The sequence below is a fragment of the Streptomyces sp. NPDC093591 genome, from assembly GCF_044764885.1.
GTDB lineage: Bacteria > Actinomycetota > Actinomycetes > Streptomycetales > Streptomycetaceae > Streptomyces.
On the sequence record NZ_JBIWIY010000015.1, the window covers coordinates 29146 to 47432 of the forward strand.

Genomic DNA, 18287 nt, shown 5'->3' on the forward strand with positions numbered 1-18287 from the left:
CCCGGGCGGCCTCAGAGCCGCTCGGGCGTCCGGATGCCCAGCAGGGCCATGCCCTGGTGCAGGGTCCGGGCCGTCACGTCGCACAGGAACAGACGGTTCTCCACCTGCTCGGCCGTCTCGGCCTTCAGCACCGGGCACTTGTCGTAGAACGACGTGTACAGCGACGCCAGCTGGTACAGGTACGCGGCCAGCTTGTGCGGGGCGTACTCCGCGGCCGCCTCGAACACCGTGTCGCCGAACGCGTCCAGGTGCAGACCCAGCGCCCGCTCCGCCGGGGCGAGTTCGAGCTCCGGGTGCGCGCCCGGCTTCGTCTCGCCCGCCTTGCGCAGGATCGACTGGATCCGGGCGTACGCGTACTGCAGGTACACGGACGTGTCGCCGTTCAGCGACACCATCTGGTCCAGGTCGAACTTGTAGTCCCGGTTCGGCGACGTCGACAGGTCCGCGTACTTCACGGCACCGATGCCGACCTGCGCGGCCCGCTCCTGGATCTCGTCCTCCGTGAGGTCCTGCGCCTTCTCCCGTACGACCTCGGCGGCCCGCTGCACCGCCTCGTCCAGCAGGTCCTCCAGCCGTACGGTCTCGCCCTCACGCGTCTTGAACGGCTTGCCGTCCGCGCCCAGCACCGTGCCGTAGCCCATGTTGTGCGCGGTGACGTGCTCGGTCAGCCAGCCGGCCCGGCGGGCCGTCTCGAAGACCATCTTGAAGTGCAGCGACTGGCGCACGTCCACGACGTACAGCAGCGTCGTCGCGTGCAGGTCGAAGACGCGGTTGCGGATCGCGGTCAGGTCGGAGGCCGCGTAGCCGAAGCCGCCGTCGGCCTTCTGCACGATCAGCGGGACCGGCTGGTCGTCCTTGCCGCGGATCTCGTCGAAGAACACCACGAGCGCGCCCTCGGAGCGCACCGCGACGCCCGTCTCCTCCAGGATGCGGGCCGTCTCGGGCATGCCCTCGTTGTACGCGGACTCGCCGACGATCTCCTCGTCGCGGATCTCCATGTCCAGCTTCTCGAAGACCGAGTAGAAGTAGACCTTCGACTCGTCCACGAACTGCTGCCACAGCTCGAGCGTCTCCTTGTCGCCGGACTGCAGGGCGACGACCCGCTTGCGGGCCCGCTCCTTGAAGTCCTCGTCCGCGTCGAAGACGGCACGCGACGCCTTGTACACCCGGTTGAGGTTCGACATGGCCTGCTCGCCGTCGACGTCCTCCGGCGGGGCCAGCTCGCCGGGGTGCTCGAACAGGTACTGGATGAGCATGCCGAACTGGGTGCCCCAGTCACCGATGTGGTGCCGGCCGATCGTCTTCTCGCCGGTGAAGTCGAGCATGCCGCGCAGGGCGTCGCCGATCACCGCCGAGCGGAGGTGGCCGACGTGCATCTCCTTCGCCACGTTCGGCTGGGCGTAGTCGATGATCGTGATGCCCGGCTCCGCCTTCAGCGGCACGCCGAGGCGCTCGCCGTCCGAGTGCCGCGCGGCGAGGTTCTCCGTGATCGCCTTGTCGGCGACGGTGATGTTGAGGAAGCCGGGGCCGGAGACCTCGACGTCCTTGATCACATCGCCGGTGACGATGTTGCCGACGACCTGTGTCGCCAGCTCCCTCGGGTTCGACTTGGCCTTCTTGGCGAGGGCCAGGATCCCGTTGGCCTGGAAGTCGGCCCGGTCGCTACGTCGCAGCAAGGCGTCTCCGACGGTTCCCGGGAGGGCGGCCGTGAGGGCGTCGGAGAGCTGTGCGTTGACCTTGGCGGTGATGGACGTGACCGGGGCCATGGGTATGGGCTGCCGTTCTGGTCGGGGCTGGGTTGACAGTCCTGGCCAGTATCCCACGGGGGCGCAAAGGGGTTTTCCGGCTTCGTGCCCGGCCGCGGGCCGGTGGGGGCTGGTCGCGCCCCGCGGCGGAGCCGCATATCGATACAGCCCCGCGCCCCTGAACAGGCGGCTGCGCCGCCTGTCGGGGCAGTCGTGAAAAGGCGTTTTCGCCGTTGCCGCCCGAGCTGGGAGAATGTAGGCGCCAGCCGTTGACCGTACGGCTGCCCTGGAGAAAGAAGGACGTGCCGATCGTGGCTCAGAGCACCGAGACCACCGACTGGGTCTCCCGTTTCGCGGATGAGGTCATCGAGGAGTCGGAGCGTCGGGCCCCGGGCAAACCGGTCGTCGTCGCATCCGGACTCTCCCCCTCAGGCCCCATCCACCTCGGCAATCTGCGCGAGGTCATGACCCCGCACCTCGTCGCCGACGAGATCCGGCGGCGCGGACACCAGGTCCGGCACCTGATCTCCTGGGACGACTACGACCGCTACCGCAAGGTGCCGGCCGGAATCGCCGGGGTCGACGAGTCGTGGGCCCAGCACATCGGCAAGCCGCTGACCTCCGTCCCGGCCCCGAAGGGCTCGGCGTACCCGAACTGGGCCGAGCACTTCAAGGCGGCGATGGTCGAGGCGCTCGCCGAGCTGGGCGTGGAGTTCGACGGGATCAGCCAGACCGCGCAGTACACCTCGGGCGTGTACCGCGAGCAGATCCTGCACGCCATGAAGCACCGCGGCGACATCGACGCCGTCCTCGCCCAGTACCGCACCAAGCCGAAGGCCGGCGCCAAGAAGTCGCAGAAGCCCGTCGACGAGGCCGAGCTGGAGGCCGCCGAGGGCTCGGGGGCGGCCGGCGAGGACGACGGCAGCTCCGGCTCCGCCGGGTACTTCCCGTACAAGCCCTACTGCGGCAACTGCGAGAAGGACCTCACCACCGTCACCTCGTACATCGACGACACCACCGAGCTGTCGTACACCTGCAACGAGTGCGGCTTCGCCGAGACCGTCCGGCTCAACGAGTTCAACCGCGGCAAGCTGGTCTGGAAGGTCGACTGGCCCATGCGTTGGGCGTACGAGGGTGTCGTCTTCGAGCCCAGCGGCGTCGACCACTCCTCGCCGGGGTCGAGCTTCCAGGTCGGCGGGCAGATCGTCGGCATCTTCGGCGGCAAGCAGCCCATCGGACCCATGTACGCCTTCGTCGGGATCTCCGGCATGGCGAAGATGTCGTCCTCGCGGGGCGGGGTGCCCACTCCCGCCGACGCCCTGAAGATCATGGAGCCGCAGCTCCTGCGCTGGCTCTACGCCCGCCGCAGGCCCAACCAGTCCTTCAAGATCGCCTTCGACCAGGAGATCCAGCGGCTCTACGACGAGTGGGACAAGCTGGACGCGAAGGTCGCCGACGGGTCGGCTCTGCCGGCCGACGTCGCCGCCCACTCGCGTGCGGTGCGCACCGCGGGCGGGGAGCTGCCGCGCACGGCGCGTCCGCTGCCCTACCGGACCCTCGCCTCCGTCGCCGACATCACCGCCGGACACCAGGACCAGGCGCTGCGCATCCTCTCCGAGCTCGACCCGGAGAACCCGCTGGGCGCACTGGACGAGGCCCGCCCCCGGTACGACAAGGCCGAGGCGTGGATCAACACGCAGGTGCCCGCCGACCAGCGGACCATCGTGCGTGACGAGGCCGACGCCGAACTGCTGAAGTCCCTCGACGAGGCGTCCCAGCAGTCGCTGCGGCTGCTCCTCGACGGGCTGGAGTCGCACTGGTCGCTCGACGGGCTGACCCACCTCGTCTACGGCGTGCCCAAGGTCCAGGCCGGGTTCTCCGCGGACGCCACGCCCAAGGAGCTGCCGCCGGAGATCAAGACCGCGCAGAGGTCGTTCTTCGCCCTGCTGTACCACCTGCTGGTCGGGCGGGACACGGGGCCGCGGCTGCCCACGCTGCTGCTGGCGGTGGGGCAGGAGCGGGTACGGCGCCTGCTCGGCGAGTGAGCGAGTAAGCGGTACGCGAAAGGGGCCCTCCGGTGAGGGCCCCTTTCTGCTGCCCATCAGGCGATGTGGTTCTCTTCCAGCTCCGCGTTGTAGAGGTTCGTGAACCGGGTCACCATGCGCTTGGCCTCGTCCGGCAGGAGCGCGGTACCGAACTCCGCCTCGACGTTCTCGCTGAACTCGCGCGGAGTCGGGTAACCGGTGCCGCCTATCGACTTCTTGAAGACCTGGTAGTAGTCCTCCTCCGTCGGATCCGCCGGCTCCGGCGTACCGCCCCCCTCACCGAGCTGACGGGTACGGCCCCGGCTCACCGGGATCGGAAAGGTGCCGGTGTCCTCCGGAGAAGGCTCCTGGGCGGGCGGCTCCTCCTGGAACTGCTCCTGGTACTGCTCGGCCTGGAGCTGCTCCTCGTACCACTGCTCGTACTGTTCCTGAGGGTTGTACGCGGGGTCGTAGCCGCCCTGGTACTCCACGTTGCGGGGCGTGTTGAACCAGTCCTGTACGTACTCCGGCTGCTCCGGGCGCTCCTGGGCGGCAGGCGCCGCCGCCTGCTGCGGCACGGGCGCCGCCACGGCGGCACGGGCGCCCGCGGCCGGCACCGGCTCCGGTGCCACGTCCGCCACAGGCGCCGCGTCCAGCGCCTGCTTCGGCGCCGGCGGCAGCAACGCCGGCTCGATTCCCGCCGCCGCCAGCCCCGCCGGAGCCGTCTCCGCCAACGGAACCCCGTACCGCGCCAGACGCAGCGGCATCAGCGACTCCACGGGCGCCTTCCGCCGCCACGCCCGGCCGAAGCGGGAACGCAGGCGCGCCTGGTACACCAGCCGCTCCTGCTCCAGCTTGATGACCTGCTCGTACGAGCGGAGCTCCCACAGCTTCATACGGCGCCACAGCAGGAACGTCGGCACCGGGGAGAGCAGCCAGCGGGTGAGGCGTACGCCCTCCATGTGCTTGTCGGCCGTGATGTCCGCTATGCGCCCGATCGCGTGGCGGGCCGCCTCCACCGCCACCACGAACAGGATCGGGATCACGCCGTGCATACCGACACCCAGCGGGTCCGGCCAGGCCGCGGCGCCGTTGAAGGCGATCGTCGCCGCCGTCAGCAGCCAGGCCGTCTGACGCAGCAGCGGGAACGGGATGCGGATCCACGTCAGGAGGAGGTCGAGGGCGAGCAGCACACAGATGCCCGCGTCGATGCCGATCGGGAAGACGTAGCTGAAGTTCCCGAAGCCCTTTTGGATGGCCAGCTCGCGGACGGCCGCGTAGGAACCGGCGAAGCCGATGCCGGCGATGATCACGGCGCCGAACACGACCACACCGATGAGAACGCGGTGCATCCGAGTCAGCTGCAGCGGCGCGGCCACTCGTACTCCCCTCCCCTTGCGTGTTGTTGCGCGCAACAGAGTGGCACATCCGTGCGGCGTACGGATTGCCGGTACGGCACGAGCCCGGTCCCTGGAGAGGGCCGGGCTCGTGCAACAGGCGTGGCTGAGCTGCGCGTTGTGACGCGGCGGTGGGCCAGGTGTGACGGTCAGCTCTTCTTCGACGCTGACTTGGACGGGGAGCCGGCCGCCGCCTTCGAGGCACTGGCGGACGGGGATTTCGAGGGAGACTTCGACGCCGACTTCGAAGGGGTGCTGCTCGGCGTGCCCGCACTGCCGCTGTCGCCGCCGTTCGCCTTCGTCACCGAGGCGACGGCCTCCTTGATCGCCTTCTGCGCGAGCTTGTTCAGGGCGTCCGCGCTCGGCGTCTTGTCACCGGCGTAACCGGCACCGTTGTAGTCGAGCGTGACGACCACGTTCTCCACCCGGGCGACAACCGTCTCCTGCTTGAAGGCGCCCTCCTTCTTCTTCAGGTCGTAGCGCACCGCCGTCGCCTCGTCGCCCGCCCCCGCGACCGGCTCCGACTTCACGTTCTTCGCGCCGGACGCCGAACGGGCGTCCTGCACCTGAGTCTCGTAGTACTCGCGCGCCAGCTTCTCGCCCGACCCGCGCGTGACGTCCGAGTCGAAGCGCAGCAGGGAGACGTTGAGCCAGCGGAACTGCGAGCCCTTCACGCCGTTGTTGTCGAGGCTGCTCCAGGAGCAGGAGCCACGCGTCGACGCGTCGTCCGACTTGCCCGCCTTGCCGGACTTGGCCTCCGGAACCAGGTCCTCCAGCGTCTTCTTCGACAGCACCTTGCACGACTGCGGAAGCGACTTGTACACGGCCGCCTGCACCGTCGGCGACGGACTCGCGGACGCGGACGCCGACGACGAGACCTGCGCGCCGTCGTCCGCTCCGGCTCCGTCGTCCGAACCGGAGTCCGAGGAACAACCCGTGGCGATCAGCATCACGGGCACGGCCGCCGCGCAGACAAGGAATCGGTGAAGGCCCTTCACCCGCTTCTCACGCTCGTCACGCCGATCACGCTGGTCTCGCTCTGCTGCTCGCTGCATGGTTCCTTCACTCATGACTGACACTCGTGGTTCCTGCGGTCGGATCGGGTCCGAGGGGCCACGGTACGCGGTGAAGAAGGTGTGTGGTCTCGTTTCGGTTACGTCGCACCCGGGCGTACCGGGGTGCCCCAGGGGCGTCACTCCGCCAGCGCGTCCGCCAGCTGCGCCGCCAGTTTCTGGGCCCTGTCCTGCATTTCCTCACTGTCCGGGACAGTGCCGACGGTCGCCGGCTGCTCCTCGTACTCGATCCTCACGATCACATTGGACGTGCGGAACACCACAGTCACCGTGCGCTGCTGAGCCGTCGAACCGGAGCTGCTGAGCTCGTCGTCGAGGAACGCCTCGTCGCCCAGGTCCTCGAGGACACGGGGCTGGAGCTCGGCGGGAGTCGTCCCGCCGGTGGAACCGGAGGGGGAGGCGGAGGAGGACGGCGAGGCGGTCGCCGACCCGGACGCCGACGTCGAGGGCGAGGAGGAGGGCGAGTCGCTCGGGTCGGCGGCGGACGTGACCTCGCCGCTGACGGTCTCCGAACTCGTCGGCTCGGGAAGGTCCGCCGCCTCCTGGCGGCTCGCGAAGAGCTCCTGCGCCTTGCTGTCGTCGCTGACCGCGCCGTCGTACGACACCACACGCTCGAAGTCGACGAAGAGGTGGTCGGTGGCGTCGGCCGACTCCACCTTCCAACGGCAGCCCACCTTGCGGTCGGTGTCGAACGTCAGCGTCGGCGTGCCCTCGTACGCCTTCTCGCGCTGCTCCTCGTCCGGGAGTTCCCTGATGCCGGGCAGGAGCGAGTCGAGGGTCTCCTCGCCGACCGCGTCGCAGGGGTCGGGCAGGGTGCGGTACCGGCCGGGCTCGGCCGCCGCGGTCGCCGTACCCGAGTCGCCCGGGTTGGAGTCGTCGGTCGTGCCGCCGCTGTCGGAGCTGCCGGTGCAGCCGGCCAGCAACACCGCGAGGAGCGCGGCGACGCCGGATACGTACGCCTTCCGCTGCACGGTCAGGCTCCTCTCAACGGTGGCTGTGTGGTCGGTCCGTTGCCGGTGAGGTCGGTGTCCCCGCTGGTTATTCGCTTGCGGCGCGGGGGCGACCCCTGGAGACAATGTGTATCGCACGCACTGCCGTGGACGCCGGTCCGTTATCCCATTTCGTCGATCCTGGCCCCGGTTTTGCGATTTAAGACTTGTAGTTGTTTCCGGGGGATTGAGGGCGATATGTCGTACGTGGAGATGCCGGGCGCGAAGGTTCCCATCCGCATGTGGGCCGACCCTGCGACGGTCGAGGACGGGGCGCTGCAGCAGCTGCGCAACGTTGCGACGCTGCCGTGGATCAAGGGGCTGGCGGTCATGCCGGACGTCCACTACGGCAAGGGGGCGACGGTCGGGTCCGTCATCGCCATGCAGGGGGCCGTGTGTCCTGCGGCGGTGGGGGTGGACATCGGGTGCGGGATGTCGGCCGTCAAGACGTCCCTCACGGCCAATGATCTGCCGGGGGATCTGTCGCGGTTGCGGTCGAAGATCGAGCAGGCGATTCCGGTGGGGCGGGGGATGCATGACAGTCCCGTGGATCCGGGGCGGCTGCACGGGTTCGGTACGGCCGGGTGGGACGACTTCTGGGGGCGGTTCGACGGGGTTGCGGAAGCGGTCAAATTCCGTCAGGAACGTGCTGGAAAGCAGATGGGAACGCTCGGAAGTGGAAACCACTTTGTCGAAGTGTGCACGGATGAGACAGGTTCCGTCTGGTTGATGCTGCACTCCGGTTCCCGGAACATCGGCAAGGAACTGGCCGAGCACCACATCGGTGTCGCCCAGAAGCTTCCGCACAACCAGGGTCTGGTCGACCGTGACCTCGCCGTCTTCGTGGCGGACACCCCGCAGATGGCCGCCTATCGCAACGACTTGTTCTGGGCGCAGGAGTACGCCAAGTACAACCGCACGATCATGATGGCGCTCCTCAAGGACGTCATCCGCAAGGAGTTCAAGAAGGCGAAGCCGGCCTTCGATCCGGAGATCTCCTGCCACCACAACTACGTGGCGGAGGAGCGGTACGAGGGCATGGACCTGCTCGTGACCCGTAAGGGCGCGATCCGCGCGGGCTCCGGCGATTACGGGATCATCCCGGGCTCCATGGGCACGGGGTCGTACATCGTGAAGGGCCTCGGTAATGAGAAGTCCTTCAACTCGGCCTCGCACGGCGCCGGTCGGCGCATGAGCCGCAACGCGGCCAAGCGGCGCTTCTCGACGAAGGACCTGGAGGAGCAGACACGTGGTGTGGAGTGCCGTAAGGACTCCGGCGTCGTGGACGAGATCCCGGGCGCGTACAAGCCGATCGAGCAGGTCATCGATCAGCAGCGCGACCTTGTCCAGGTCGTGGCGAAGCTGAAGCAGGTTGTCTGTGTGAAGGGCTGACACAAGGGGCCCCCAGCGTGAGCCGGGGGCCTCGCTCATCGGGCCATGGCCGGCCTGGCCTGAACACTTGGCCGGTGCGCAACCGCCGGAGGCACGAAGCCGGCTGCCGGGTGAGTCACTCGGCCTGCCGCTCAAGGAGCCCGCCGCGGAGGGTCGTTGAGAGGGGGCCCGGGTCCAGGGACAGGGCCTTGGAGACGTAGCCCTCCATTCCGCCGTATTCGGTCGTCAGGGAGGACAGGAACAGGCTCATCACCTCCGGCGGCGTCTTGTTGAAGCCCGGCCAGGTCGGGGTGTTGCCGTCGTTGAGGGCTTTCCATTCGGTCAGGAAGGCGGGGGCGGCCAGTTCGGTGAGGGTGAAGTCCTCGATGATCGTGGGCTCCGGTACGCCCAGCAGACCGAGGATCAGTGCCGCCAGCAGGCCCGTGCGGTCCTTGCCCTTCGCGCAGTGGAAGACCAGGGGCGTGTCCGACTCCGCTGCTTTCGCCACCAGCTCCAGCGCGGTGCGGATCTCCTGCGTGCCGTCCTGTGCCACCTCCAGGTAACGCGCCGCCAGGTACGGGCCGGGGGCCACGTCGGAGGTCAGGGTCGCCTGGTTGTACGGGCGGTGCTCGATGCTGAGGTTGTGGTAGGTGAAGGAGGGGTGGTCCGGGATGCGGCCCCTGTGCTCGATCTCCCACGGGTAGCGCAGGTCGATCACGGTGCGGATGCCCAGGGAGAGGAAGCGGGACCAGTCCGGGGTGGCTTCCGTCAGTTTGCCCAGGGAGTCCGTGCGGTAGAGGCGGCCGGGGCGGACCTGGTGGCCATCCGTTGTCATGTAGCCGCCCAGGTCGCGGAAGTTGTGCAGTACGTCGAAGCGTATGTGTCTGTCCACGGGCTGTGACCATAGGCGGTCGCGGCCCGTCGTACCTGGCCTTTCTACTTCGGCGCGTGTGTCACCGCGTAGATCATCACGAACGCCACGATGTGGATGCCGAAGAGGAAGTAGCCGAGCCACCACCACATCTGGCGTTCGTCGTGCGGGCCCTTGCCCTTGGCCTTGCTCTCGCCCTTGTCGCCGTCCGGCACTACTGCTCCCTGTGGACCTTCGTGTTGGACGCCTGGGCGCGCGGGCGGACGACCAGGAGGTCGATGTTGACGTGGCTGGGGCGGGTGACGGCCCAGGTGATGGTGTCGGCCACGTCGTCGGCCGTGAGGGGGTCGGCCACGCCCTGGTAGACCTTCGCCGCCTTTTCCTCGTCGCCGGAGAAGCGGGTCAGGGCGAACTCGTCCGTCTTGACCATGCCGGGCGCGATCTCGATGACGCGGACCGGGCGGCCGACGATCTCCAGGCGGAGGGTCTCGGCGAGGACATGGGCGCCGTGCTTGGCGGCGACGTAGCCCGCGCCGCCCTCGTACGTGCCGTGGCCGGCCGTGGAGGAGACGACGACGATCGTGCCGTCGCCGCTCGCGTCCAGCTTGGGGAGCAGGGCCTGGGTGAGGTTCAGGGTGCCGATGACGTTCGTCTCGTACATCGTGCGCCAGTCGGCCGGGTCGCCGGTGGCCACGGGGTCTGCGCCCAGTGCGCCGCCCGCGTTGTTGACGAGGACGCCGATCGTCTGGAATGCCGTCGCGAACTCGTCGACCGCCGCGCGGTCGGTGACGTCCAGCTGGTACGCCGCCGCCGATCCGCCGGCCGTCGTGATCTCTTCCGCCAGCGCCTCGATGCGGTCCTTGCGGCGGGCGGTCAGGACGACCCGGTAGCCGGCCGCGGCGAGCTGCCGTGCCGTGGCGGCGCCGATTCCGCTGCTCGCACCGGTGACGACGGCGATGCGGGAGGCGGCGGACGGTGCGGCGGTGGCCATGAGCTGCTCCTCTTGCGTGGTCCGGACGGCGTGATCGCACGCCTGTCCGGCCAGGATAGGCGGCCAGGATAGGCGGCCAGGATAGGCGGCCAGGATAGGCGGGCGGGATGGCGGGGCGGGGCGGTGGGTAGGGGCGCGGCCTTGCGCTCCGGTCGGCCTCCACGGCGTCCGCGTGGGACCATGAGAGGGGTGATCCTCCAGGTCAGGAGGCGAATCATGGGACAGGCACGTGAGGTCATGGACCGGCTCACCGCAGCGGTCACCACCCACGCGGACCCCCGGACCATCGGCGAGCTCTACGCGCCGGACGCGGTCGCGTACACCCCCGACGAAGGGGAGATCCGCGGGCGCGACAACATCGCCGAGTACTGGCGTCAGATGACGGACGCGATTCCCGACGGGTCGTACGAGACGGTGCACTCGTACGAGATCGGGAACACGGCCATCGACGAGGGGTACTTCAGCGGCCGGAACACGGGACCGATCCAGCTGCCCTCCGGGGACACGCTGCCCCCGACACAGAAGGAGGTCCGGATCCGCGGGGTGGACCTCGCCACCATCGACGACAGCGGACGGATCGTCGACTACCGGCTGTACTTCGACGAGATGGAGTTCCTGGGGCAGCTGGGGCTGCTGCCCGAAGAGTCCTCGTGAGTGTGCTCCGTCAGCCGCCGTTCCTCGGCGCCCACATGATCACGGCCATGCCGGCGAGGCAGATCAGCGCCCCGGTGACGTCCCAGCGGTCGGGGCGGTAGCCGTCGGCGACCATGCCCCAGGCCAGCGAGCCGGCGACGAAGACACCACCGTACGCGGCGAGGATGCGGCCGAAGTGGGCGTCGGGCTGGAGCGTGGCGACGAAGCCGTACGCGCCGAGGGCCATGACGCCCGCGCCGATCCACAGCAGGCCGCGGTGCTCGCGTACGCCCTGCCAGACCAGCCAGGCGCCGCCGATCTCGAAGAGGGCGGCGACGACGAAGAGGGCGGCGGAGCGAAGGATGAGCATGCGGGCAGCTTGTCATGGGGCTCCGCGGCGGGTGTCGGTTCCGGGTGCCGGGTGTTCGTTGGCTCGTGACGGCTCGCGTCACCTGTTGGACGGCGCCTGCCGGCCGCTCCACGTGGGATACATCCGTCGACCACGGTGGAGTGAGGAGCGGCGGTATGCGGCGGATGCGGGTTGCTGGGGTGTGCGGTGCGGCCGTCGTGGCCGCGGTCGGTGGGGTGGCGCCGTATGCCGTGGCTGTGGATGCCGGGGCGGGGGGCCGTCCTGAGACCCAGCTCGCCTATCACGGTTCCGCCGTCCTGTCCGGCGGCCGGGTCGACGTACGGTTCACGCCGCACAATCACGGGCCGAGCGCCCTGCCGGCCTCGGCGGTACGGCTGCGCTGGTCGGAGCCGTTGGCGGAGCGGCAGGTGCTGCCGGAGGGGTGTGGGCGGGCGGGGGAGCGGATGGTGATGTGCCGGGTCGGGGCGTTGGACGCGGCCAGGGCGGGGAAGCGGATCGGTCTGCGGGTGGCGCTGCGGGGCACGCCGTCGGAGGTGCTGCTGGAGTTCGGCACGGTGCGCCGGGGTGGGGCGCCGGACGGCCACCGCGGGACGGACCGGCAGCGGGTGCTGGTGCTGGACACGGGGGACGCGTACTACTTCTGACGCCCCCTGGTCCCCTGATCCCCTGATCCCCTGAGCCCCTTAACCCCCGGCCCCCGCCTCCGCGACGTACGCCGTGGGCGGCACCCCGACCGTCGCCGTGAAGTCCCGTACGAGATGGGCCTGGTCGGCGTAGCCGAGCTCGGCGGCGAGGGTGGCCCAGTCGACGTCGGTGCGGGTGCCGGCGTGTTCCAGGGCCTCGTGGATGCGGTAGCGCAGGATGACCCTCCCCCAGAGGGGGCACCCCCAGGGGCTGACGCCGACGTAGGCCGAGAACAGCCGTTGCAGCGCCCGTACCGACAGGCCCTGTGCCCGGGCGAAGTCGCCGACGCGGCGGACCGTGCGGTCGGCGCGGATGTGCTGGACGAGGGCCGTGGCGAGGTCGGCCTGGGGGTCCGGGGTGCAGGGGAGGGCGTGGAGGAACGCGTCGAGGGCGGCGACCCGGGCCTGGTCGTCGGCGAGGGTGACGATCGCGTGGGCGGCGTCGCCCGTCGCCTGCGGGAACACCTCCTGGGCGGGCAGCGCGCGGCCCGTCCACCGGGAGACCGGTGCCTCGGGGGTGTACGGCCGGAATCCGCCGGGCCGGAACTTCACCCCGCAGACCCGGCCCCGTCCGGTCAGCTTCCGGGTGTACAGGCCGAGCGCGACCCCCGTGACCTCGCCGTAGGGCGAACCCTCGTCCTCGTCCCACTGGAAGGTGAGGTTGACCGCCGGGTGCGGGACGATGTGGGAGGCGTAGGGCGCGGGCAGGTCCCAGTCGATCAGCCAGTACCACTCGACGTACCGGCGCAGCGGTTCGGCGGGCTCGTGGCGGCGGAAGCGTACGCGGTTCAGCAGGCCGGACGGGTCGACGATCCCGCGGGTGTCGTGGCGGGGTGCCTCCATGGCCGGATCGTACGTCGGGTTTCGGCGGGCGTCGCGTTTCTTCAAGAAGGGCGAGGGGCGGTTTTCCTACGGTCGAGGCATGGACACGAACGAGGCGAAGACATACGGCATCGGTGAGCTGCTGGCCATGGCGCGCGAGCGGGCGGTTCCGGTGGTGCGGGGAATCCCGGACACGGCCCTCGGCGCTCCCACGCCCTGCGCGGAGTACGACGTGAAGGCGCTGGCCAATCACCTCTTCCAAGTGATCGTGCAGTTCCAGCGGCTGGCCGCGAAGGAGGCGTCGCAGTTCGGGGAGAGCACCCCCGACCGGGTGGCCGAGGGGCCGGACTGGCGGGAGCGGCTCGTGGCCGAGGCGGACCGGCTGGTGGCGGCCTGGTCGGAGCCCGGCGCCGAGGAGGGCACCACCGGGGCGATGGAGATGCCCGCGCGGCTGGTCGGCTCGATGGCGCTGCTCGATCTGACCGTGCATGTGTGGGATCTGGCGCGGGCGACGGGCCAGGACTACCCGGGGGCCGACGAAGCGGTCGTGGCGGAGCTGGCCGGCGCGGTGGACGAGCTGGCGCCGACCGCCAGGAAGATGGGGGTCTTCGGGGAGCCGGTGCCGGAGGCGGAGGGTGCGTCGGCGTTCGAGCGGCTGCTGGCGCGGACCGGGCGGGATCCGCGCTGGGAATAGGCCCTTGGCGGGTCGTCGTTCTCCCGGCACGCGGTTATGGTTGAACCGTAAACAACCTGGAGGGTGAGCGACCATGCAGTTCGGGATCTTCAGCGTCGGCGACGTCACGCCGGACCCCACCACGGGCCGTACGCCGACCGAGCGCGACCGCATCAAGGCCATGGTCGCCATCGCGCTGAAGGCCGAGGAGGCAGGGCTCGACGTCTTCGCGACCGGCGAGCACCACAACCCGCCGTTCGTGCCGTCGTCGCCGACGACGATGCTCGGCTACATCGCGGCGCGCACGGAGCGGCTGATCCTCTCCACCGCCACCACCCTGATCACCACCAACGACCCGGTGAAGATCGCCGAGGACTTCGCGATGCTCCAGCACCTGGCCGACGGCCGGGTCGACCTGATGCTGGGCCGCGGCAACACCGGACCGGTCTACCCGTGGTTCGGCCAGGACATCCGGCAGGGCATCAACCTCGCCATCGAGAACTACGCCCTGCTGCACCGGCTGTGGCGCGAGGACGTCGTGAACTGGGAGGGCAAGTTCCGTACGCCGCTGCAGGGCTTCACCTCCACCCCGCGCCCGCTGGACGGCGTACCGCCGTTCGTCTGGCACGGCTCGATCCGCTCGCCGGAGATCGCCGAGCAGGCCGCGTACTACGGCGACGGCTTCTTCCACAACAACATCTTCTGGCCGGCCGACCACACCAAGCGGATGGTCGAGCTGTACCGGACCCGGTACGCCCACCACGGGCACGGCACGCCCGAGCAGGCCATCGTCGGGCTGGGCGGCCACGTCTTCATGCGCCGCAACTCCCAGGACGCGGTACGCGAGTTCCGGCCGTACTTCGACGTCGCGCCGGTGTACGGGCACGGGCCGTCGCTGGAGGACTTCATGGACCAGACCCCGCTGACCGTCGGCACTCCGGAGCAGGTCATCGAGAAGACCCTGACCTTCCGCGAGTACGCGGGCGACTACCAGCGCCAGCTGTTCCTCGTCGACCACGCCGGGCTGCCGCTGAAGACCGTCCTGGAGCAGATCGACATGCTCGGCGAGGAGGTCGTGCCGGTGCTGCGCAAGGAGTTCGCGGCCCGGCGCCCCGCGGGTGTGCCGGATGCGCCGACCCACGCCTCTCTCAGGCGGACGGCGCCATGAAGCCCGTCCGGCGATTGAGGACGAGGCCCGTTCAGGGCCGAAGCGGGGGTCTGGGGGCGGCAGCCCCCAGGGACGGCCCTGTGACGGTGAGAGCCCAGTAAGAAGGGTGACTGCAAACGCCCCATCACGGCCGAACCGCCGGAGGCCTTGGCACACTGAACCCGTGCCCCAGACTGTTCTCCTCGCCGAAGACGACCGCGCCATCCGCAACGCCTTGGAGCGCGCGCTGACCCTGGAGGGTTACCAGGTCACCGCGGTCGCCGACGGGGTCGAGGCGCTCGCGCAGGCCCACAAGACGCCCCCGGACGTGCTGCTCCTCGATGTGATGATGCCCGGCATCGACGGGCTGCAGGTCTGCCGGGTGCTGCGCGCCGAGGGCGACCGCACCCCGATCCTGATGCTGACGGCGCTCGTGGAGACCCAGGACCGGATCGCCGGCCTGGACGCGGGCGCCGACGACTACGTCGTGAAGCCCTTCGACGTCGAGGAGGTCTTCGCCCGGCTGCGCGCCCTGCTGCGCCGCACCAGCGAGGCGAACGGCGCCCTCGTCGACGTACCGAAGCAGGCCCCCGAGACCCCCGAGACGTCGGGCCGGCTGATCGAGGCGGCCGGGCTGCGGATGGACCCGCAGGCGCGGCGGGCGTGGCGGGGGGCGCGGGAGCTGGAGCTGACGCGCACCGAGTTCGAGCTGCTGGAGCTGCTGGTCCGCAACGCCGGCATCGTCCTGGACCACTCCACCATCTACGACCGTATCTGGGGCTACGACTTCGGCCCGGGCTCGAAGAACCTCGCCGTCTACGTCGGCTACCTGCGCCGCAAGCTCGACGAGCCGGGGGCGCCGCAGCTGATCCACACGGTGCGCGGCGTGGGTTACGTGCTGCGGGAGGACTGAGTGGGCCGGGCCCGCCGTCGGCTCGGGCGGCTGCTGACGGGGCGGCGCAGAAGCGGGCTCGGCACCACCTTCGCCGTGTCCTTCGCGGCCGTGACCGCCGTCGTCACCGTCCTGGTCGGGCTGCTGTCGTACACCGCCGCCGCCCGGCTGGTGCGGGTGGACCAGGAGTCGGTGTTCGAGGAGGTCGTGCAGGATCTGCGCGGCGAGGTGCGGGAGCGGCCGATGACACCGGAGGACTTCTCGTCCTCCGCGCCCGGCCACGATCTCGTACGGCCCGCCCGGACCGATGTGCAGGTGCTGGGCCCGGACGGTGCCATCGTCGACCCGGGCCGGCCGGGGTTGCCGGTCACGGCCGCCGACCGGCGGATCGCGGTCGACGGGACGGCCGGCCGGATGGTCCAGTACAAGGACGTCGGCGTCGGCAACGACGTCTACCGCGTCGCGACCGTCGCGCTGGGCGGCGGGCGGGGCGCGGTGCAGGTGGCCCAGGAGTTCAGCGACACGGAGGATCTGCTGCGGGCGCTGCAGCAGCGGACGCTGCTGCTGATGGCGGCGGTGGTCACGCTCGCGGGACTCTTCGGCTGGTGGCTGGCCCGGCGCATCACCCGCCGCTTGGTCGTCCTCACCGCCGCCGCCGAGGATGTCGCCCGCACCCGGCGGCTCGGCATCCAGGTGCCGGTCACGGGATACGACGAGGTCGGCCGCCTGGGCCGCGCCTTCGACCGCATGCTGGGCCGGCTGGCCCAGTCGGAGGAGGACCAGCGGCGACTGGTGCAGGACGCGGGCCACGAACTGCGCACCCCGCTCACCTCCCTGCGCACGAACATCTCCCTGCTGCGCCGCATCGACGAGCTGCCGCCCGCGACCCGTGACGAGCTGGTGGCCGACCTGGGCCAGGAGGCGCGTGAACTGACCGACCTGGTCAACGAGTTGGTCGACCTGGCGGCCGGGCAGTCCGACACCGAACCGGTCCAGCGGGTGGACCTCGCCGACATCGCCGAGGAGGTCGCGGGGCTCGCCCGGCGGCGTACGGGGCGGCGGATCGTGGTCCGCGCGGGCGGCGACACGACGACGGACGGGCGGCCGGGGATGCTCCAGCGCGCGGTGACCAACCTCGTCGAGAACGCGGCGAAGTTCGACCGCGACGGCATCGCACCCATCGAGATCAACGTCGCCGGGCCCGCCCGTCCCGGGACGGTGCGCGTCGAGGTACTCGACCGGGGGCCGGGTATCGCCGAGGACGACCTGATCCGGGTCTTCGACCGCTTCTACCGTGCCGCCGACGCGCGGTCGCTGCCCGGGTCGGGGCTGGGGCTGTCGATCGTGCGGGAGGTGGCGCTGTCGCACGGGGGAGCGCCGTTCGCGTTCCGGCGGGACGGGGGCGGGACGGTGATCGGGTTCACGGTGAGGTCGGGGGCCTGAGAGCTCGGCGGGTTCTGTGGCGTTGCGTATGCGGGTTTGATGTGGCTGGTCGCGCCCACGCGGCGGAGCCGCAGATCGATGCAGCCCCGCGCCCCTTCGGAGTGCCTCCTGAGCCGTGGCAGGGATGCACCCGCATGTTGAGCCCTGCCGACGCCCCCCGGGGTGGTGTGTGCCGTCAGCCGGTCGGGGACTGCGTGCGCCGGGCGTAGGCGCGGGCCGCGCGGGCCCGGTCGCCGCAGCGGGTGCAGCACCAGTGGCGGCGGCCGTGCCGGAGCAGATAGCGGTTGCAGGGCGGGGATCCGCAGGCCGTGAGGCGTTCGGCGTCGGGGGAGGTGAGCAGGTCGGCGGCGTCGGCGGCGAGGGTCGCCAGGGCGTGGTCGACGATCTCGGTGGTGGGGTGCGGGGCCGTGCGGTAGGGGCCGTTCTTCTCGTCCCACTGCAGGAGCGGGGCGGTCGGAACCCTGGTCAGCGCGTCGTTCACGGCGGCGAGGGCGGCGGGGAGGGCGGGCAGCGCCTGGACCCGCGAGGCGAACAGCGCCCGGATCTGCTCCCGCAGCGAGCGCAGCTGTGCGGCGCACATGTCCCGCAGGCCGGCGTCGACCGGAGCGAGGCCACGGTCGGTGAGCCACCGGTTCGCCGCGGCCGGCGTGCCGATGAGGTCGACGAACTGCCCGCCCGGCACCGCGATGACACTGTTGACGAGGGCGAGCGACGGATACTGCTCGGCACCCGGCGCGGGCGGCAGCGGGGGCTCGACGGTCTCGGGCTCCTGGGCGGCGGGCTCCTTGGTCGCGGTCTCCTTCACGGCTCTCACGATACGGCGCGCCGAAGGGGACGTATCGCGCGGACGAGCGGCTGCCCAGGAAGGGCAACCCGCCGATCAGCCGGTCCGGCGACCCTCCCGATCAGCCTGCCGACCCTCCCGGTCAGCCCTTGATCGCGGTCAGGATGAGGGCCTGCAACTGCTCGGCGGTCCGGTCGAGGGGCTGGGTGCTGCGCTTGGCACGGCACATGGCCACGGTCCCCTCGACGGCGGCGACGACGAGCGTCGCGAGTTGTGCGGCCTGCTCGGACTCGGCGCCCTTCTCGCGCAGTGAGGCGGCCAGCAGCTCTTCACCCTGTTCCCGGGCCTGCGTCCGCGGCAGTGACCCCGACCACCGCAG

At 70.5% G+C, this 18287-nt stretch carries 19 protein-coding genes; 8 read left to right on the top strand and 11 right to left on the bottom strand.

Translation table 11 applies throughout. The annotated features are described in order from the left end of the window. Positions 1-11 precede the first annotated feature (11 nt). Complete coding sequence (gene argS, locus ACIREI_RS29105; protein ID WP_403338849.1) at positions 12-1766, bottom strand: arginine--tRNA ligase; 1755 nt, start codon at positions 1764-1766, stop codon at positions 12-14. A 281-nt stretch (positions 1767-2047) separates the two neighbouring features. On the opposite strand from argS, the gene lysS reads away from it, so the two are divergent. Then, positions 2048-3790 (top strand): lysine--tRNA ligase, encoded by a 1743-nt coding sequence (gene lysS, locus ACIREI_RS29110; RefSeq protein ID WP_403338851.1) that lies wholly within the window; start codon positions 2048-2050, stop codon positions 3788-3790. 56 nt (positions 3791-3846) lie between these two features. Here the strand turns inward: lysS and ACIREI_RS29115 are convergent, their stop codons facing one another. The 3 genes from ACIREI_RS29115 to ACIREI_RS29125 form a co-directional block, all read right to left on the bottom strand. Beyond that, the gene (locus ACIREI_RS29115; protein ID WP_403339410.1) at positions 3847-5121 is read right to left on the bottom strand and encodes a DUF2637 domain-containing protein; all 1275 of its coding nucleotides are present in this window, start codon (positions 5119-5121) and stop codon (positions 3847-3849) included. A gap of 194 nt (positions 5122-5315) precedes the next feature. Further along, positions 5316-6221 carry a DUF3558 family protein gene (locus tag ACIREI_RS29120; RefSeq protein ID WP_403338854.1) on the bottom strand — a complete coding sequence of 302 codons (906 nt, stop codon included), beginning with the start codon at positions 6219-6221 and terminating at the stop codon, positions 5316-5318. A gap of 137 nt (positions 6222-6358) precedes the next feature. Next, on the bottom strand, positions 6359-7210 hold the full coding sequence (locus ACIREI_RS29125; protein ID WP_403338857.1) for a DUF3558 domain-containing protein: 852 nt from the start codon (positions 7208-7210) through the stop codon (positions 6359-6361). Positions 7211-7426: 216 nt separating this feature from the next. Here ACIREI_RS29125 and ACIREI_RS29130 point away from each other — a divergent pair, with 216 nt between their 5' ends. Then, positions 7427-8620, top strand: coding sequence for an RtcB family protein (locus ACIREI_RS29130; protein ID WP_403338860.1), 1194 nt, complete (start codon positions 7427-7429; stop codon positions 8618-8620). A 115-nt stretch (positions 8621-8735) separates the two neighbouring features. On the opposite strand, the gene ACIREI_RS29135 is transcribed toward ACIREI_RS29130, so the two are convergent. Genes ACIREI_RS29135 through ACIREI_RS29145 form a run of 3 tightly spaced genes read right to left on the bottom strand, consistent with a single transcriptional unit; the run spans position 8736 to position 10461 of the window. Continuing rightward, entirely contained in the window at positions 8736-9491 is a 756-nt protein-coding gene (locus ACIREI_RS29135) for a tyrosine-protein phosphatase (protein WP_403338863.1), read from the bottom strand. A gap of 44 nt (positions 9492-9535) precedes the next feature. Further along, positions 9536-9685, bottom strand: a complete 150-nt coding sequence (locus ACIREI_RS29140) for a hypothetical protein (RefSeq protein ID WP_403338866.1) — start codon at positions 9683-9685, stop codon at positions 9536-9538. After that, positions 9685-10461 carry an SDR family NAD(P)-dependent oxidoreductase gene (locus ACIREI_RS29145; protein ID WP_403338868.1) on the bottom strand — a complete coding sequence of 259 codons (777 nt, stop codon included), beginning with the start codon at positions 10459-10461 and terminating at the stop codon, positions 9685-9687. Before ACIREI_RS29145 ends, ACIREI_RS29140 begins: the two co-directional genes overlap by 1 nt. Before the next feature lie 216 nt (positions 10462-10677). Between ACIREI_RS29145 and ACIREI_RS29150 the strand changes: the two genes are divergently transcribed. Then, on the top strand, positions 10678-11115 hold the full coding sequence (locus ACIREI_RS29150; RefSeq protein WP_403338871.1) for an ester cyclase: 438 nt from the start codon (positions 10678-10680) through the stop codon (positions 11113-11115). 10 nt (positions 11116-11125) lie between these two features. Here the strand turns inward: ACIREI_RS29150 and ACIREI_RS29155 are convergent, their stop codons facing one another. Further along, positions 11126-11464, bottom strand: a complete 339-nt coding sequence (locus ACIREI_RS29155) for a YnfA family protein (protein ID WP_403338874.1) — start codon at positions 11462-11464, stop codon at positions 11126-11128. Between the two features lie 155 nt (positions 11465-11619). Here ACIREI_RS29155 and ACIREI_RS29160 point away from each other — a divergent pair, with 155 nt between their 5' ends. Further along, positions 11620-12108 carry a hypothetical protein gene (locus ACIREI_RS29160; RefSeq protein WP_403338877.1) on the top strand — a complete coding sequence of 163 codons (489 nt, stop codon included), beginning with the start codon at positions 11620-11622 and terminating at the stop codon, positions 12106-12108. Between the two features lie 39 nt (positions 12109-12147). On the opposite strand, the gene ACIREI_RS29165 is transcribed toward ACIREI_RS29160, so the two are convergent. Further along, on the bottom strand, positions 12148-12990 hold the full coding sequence (locus ACIREI_RS29165; protein ID WP_403338879.1) for a DUF6597 domain-containing transcriptional factor: 843 nt from the start codon (positions 12988-12990) through the stop codon (positions 12148-12150). A 79-nt stretch (positions 12991-13069) separates the two neighbouring features. On the opposite strand from ACIREI_RS29165, the gene ACIREI_RS29170 reads away from it, so the two are divergent. The 4 genes from ACIREI_RS29170 to ACIREI_RS29185 all read left to right on the top strand — a co-directional run bounded on the left by ACIREI_RS29170 (position 13070) and on the right by ACIREI_RS29185 (position 17124). Then, the gene (locus ACIREI_RS29170; protein ID WP_403338882.1) at positions 13070-13663 is read left to right on the top strand and encodes a TIGR03086 family metal-binding protein; all 594 of its coding nucleotides are present in this window, start codon (positions 13070-13072) and stop codon (positions 13661-13663) included. Positions 13664-13736: 73 nt separating this feature from the next. After that, complete coding sequence (locus tag ACIREI_RS29175) at positions 13737-14810, top strand: LLM class flavin-dependent oxidoreductase (RefSeq protein WP_403338885.1); 1074 nt, start codon at positions 13737-13739, stop codon at positions 14808-14810. A 163-nt stretch (positions 14811-14973) separates the two neighbouring features. Beyond that, entirely contained in the window at positions 14974-15702 is a 729-nt protein-coding gene (locus ACIREI_RS29180) for a response regulator transcription factor (RefSeq protein WP_403338888.1), read from the top strand. Next, positions 15703-17124, top strand: a complete 1422-nt coding sequence (locus ACIREI_RS29185; protein ID WP_403338891.1) for an ATP-binding protein — start codon at positions 15703-15705, stop codon at positions 17122-17124. 175 nt (positions 17125-17299) lie between these two features. Here the strand turns inward: ACIREI_RS29185 and ACIREI_RS29190 are convergent, their stop codons facing one another. Both ACIREI_RS29190 and ACIREI_RS29195 read right to left on the bottom strand, forming a co-directional pair. Further along, positions 17300-17869 (bottom strand): ABATE domain-containing protein, encoded by a 570-nt coding sequence (locus ACIREI_RS29190; RefSeq protein WP_403339413.1) that lies wholly within the window; start codon positions 17867-17869, stop codon positions 17300-17302. Positions 17870-18050: 181 nt separating this feature from the next. Beyond that, positions 18051-18287 (bottom strand): hypothetical protein, encoded by a 237-nt coding sequence (locus ACIREI_RS29195; RefSeq protein ID WP_403339416.1) that lies wholly within the window; start codon positions 18285-18287, stop codon positions 18051-18053.

Coding starts and splice junctions, on each gene's coding strand:
- argS (WP_403338849.1), bottom strand. CDS start 1,766: ATGGCCCCGGTCACGTCCATCACCGCCAAGGTCAACGCACAGCTCTCC.
- ACIREI_RS29115 (WP_403339410.1), bottom strand. CDS start 5,121: ATGCACCGCGTTCTCATCGGTGTGGTCGTGTTCGGCGCCGTGATCATC.
- ACIREI_RS29120 (WP_403338854.1), bottom strand. CDS start 6,221: ATGCAGCGAGCAGCAGAGCGAGACCAGCGTGATCGGCGTGACGAGCGT.
- ACIREI_RS29130 (WP_403338860.1), top strand. CDS start 7,427: ATGTCGTACGTGGAGATGCCGGGCGCGAAGGTTCCCATCCGCATGTGG.
- ACIREI_RS29145 (WP_403338868.1), bottom strand. CDS start 10,461: ATGGCCACCGCCGCACCGTCCGCCGCCTCCCGCATCGCCGTCGTCACC.
- ACIREI_RS29150 (WP_403338871.1), top strand. CDS start 10,678: ATGGGACAGGCACGTGAGGTCATGGACCGGCTCACCGCAGCGGTCACC.
- ACIREI_RS29155 (WP_403338874.1), bottom strand. CDS start 11,464: ATGCTCATCCTTCGCTCCGCCGCCCTCTTCGTCGTCGCCGCCCTCTTC.
- ACIREI_RS29160 (WP_403338877.1), top strand. CDS start 11,620: ATGCGGCGGATGCGGGTTGCTGGGGTGTGCGGTGCGGCCGTCGTGGCC.
- ACIREI_RS29165 (WP_403338879.1), bottom strand. CDS start 12,990: ATGGAGGCACCCCGCCACGACACCCGCGGGATCGTCGACCCGTCCGGC.
- ACIREI_RS29170 (WP_403338882.1), top strand. CDS start 13,070: ATGGACACGAACGAGGCGAAGACATACGGCATCGGTGAGCTGCTGGCC.
- ACIREI_RS29175 (WP_403338885.1), top strand. CDS start 13,737: ATGCAGTTCGGGATCTTCAGCGTCGGCGACGTCACGCCGGACCCCACC.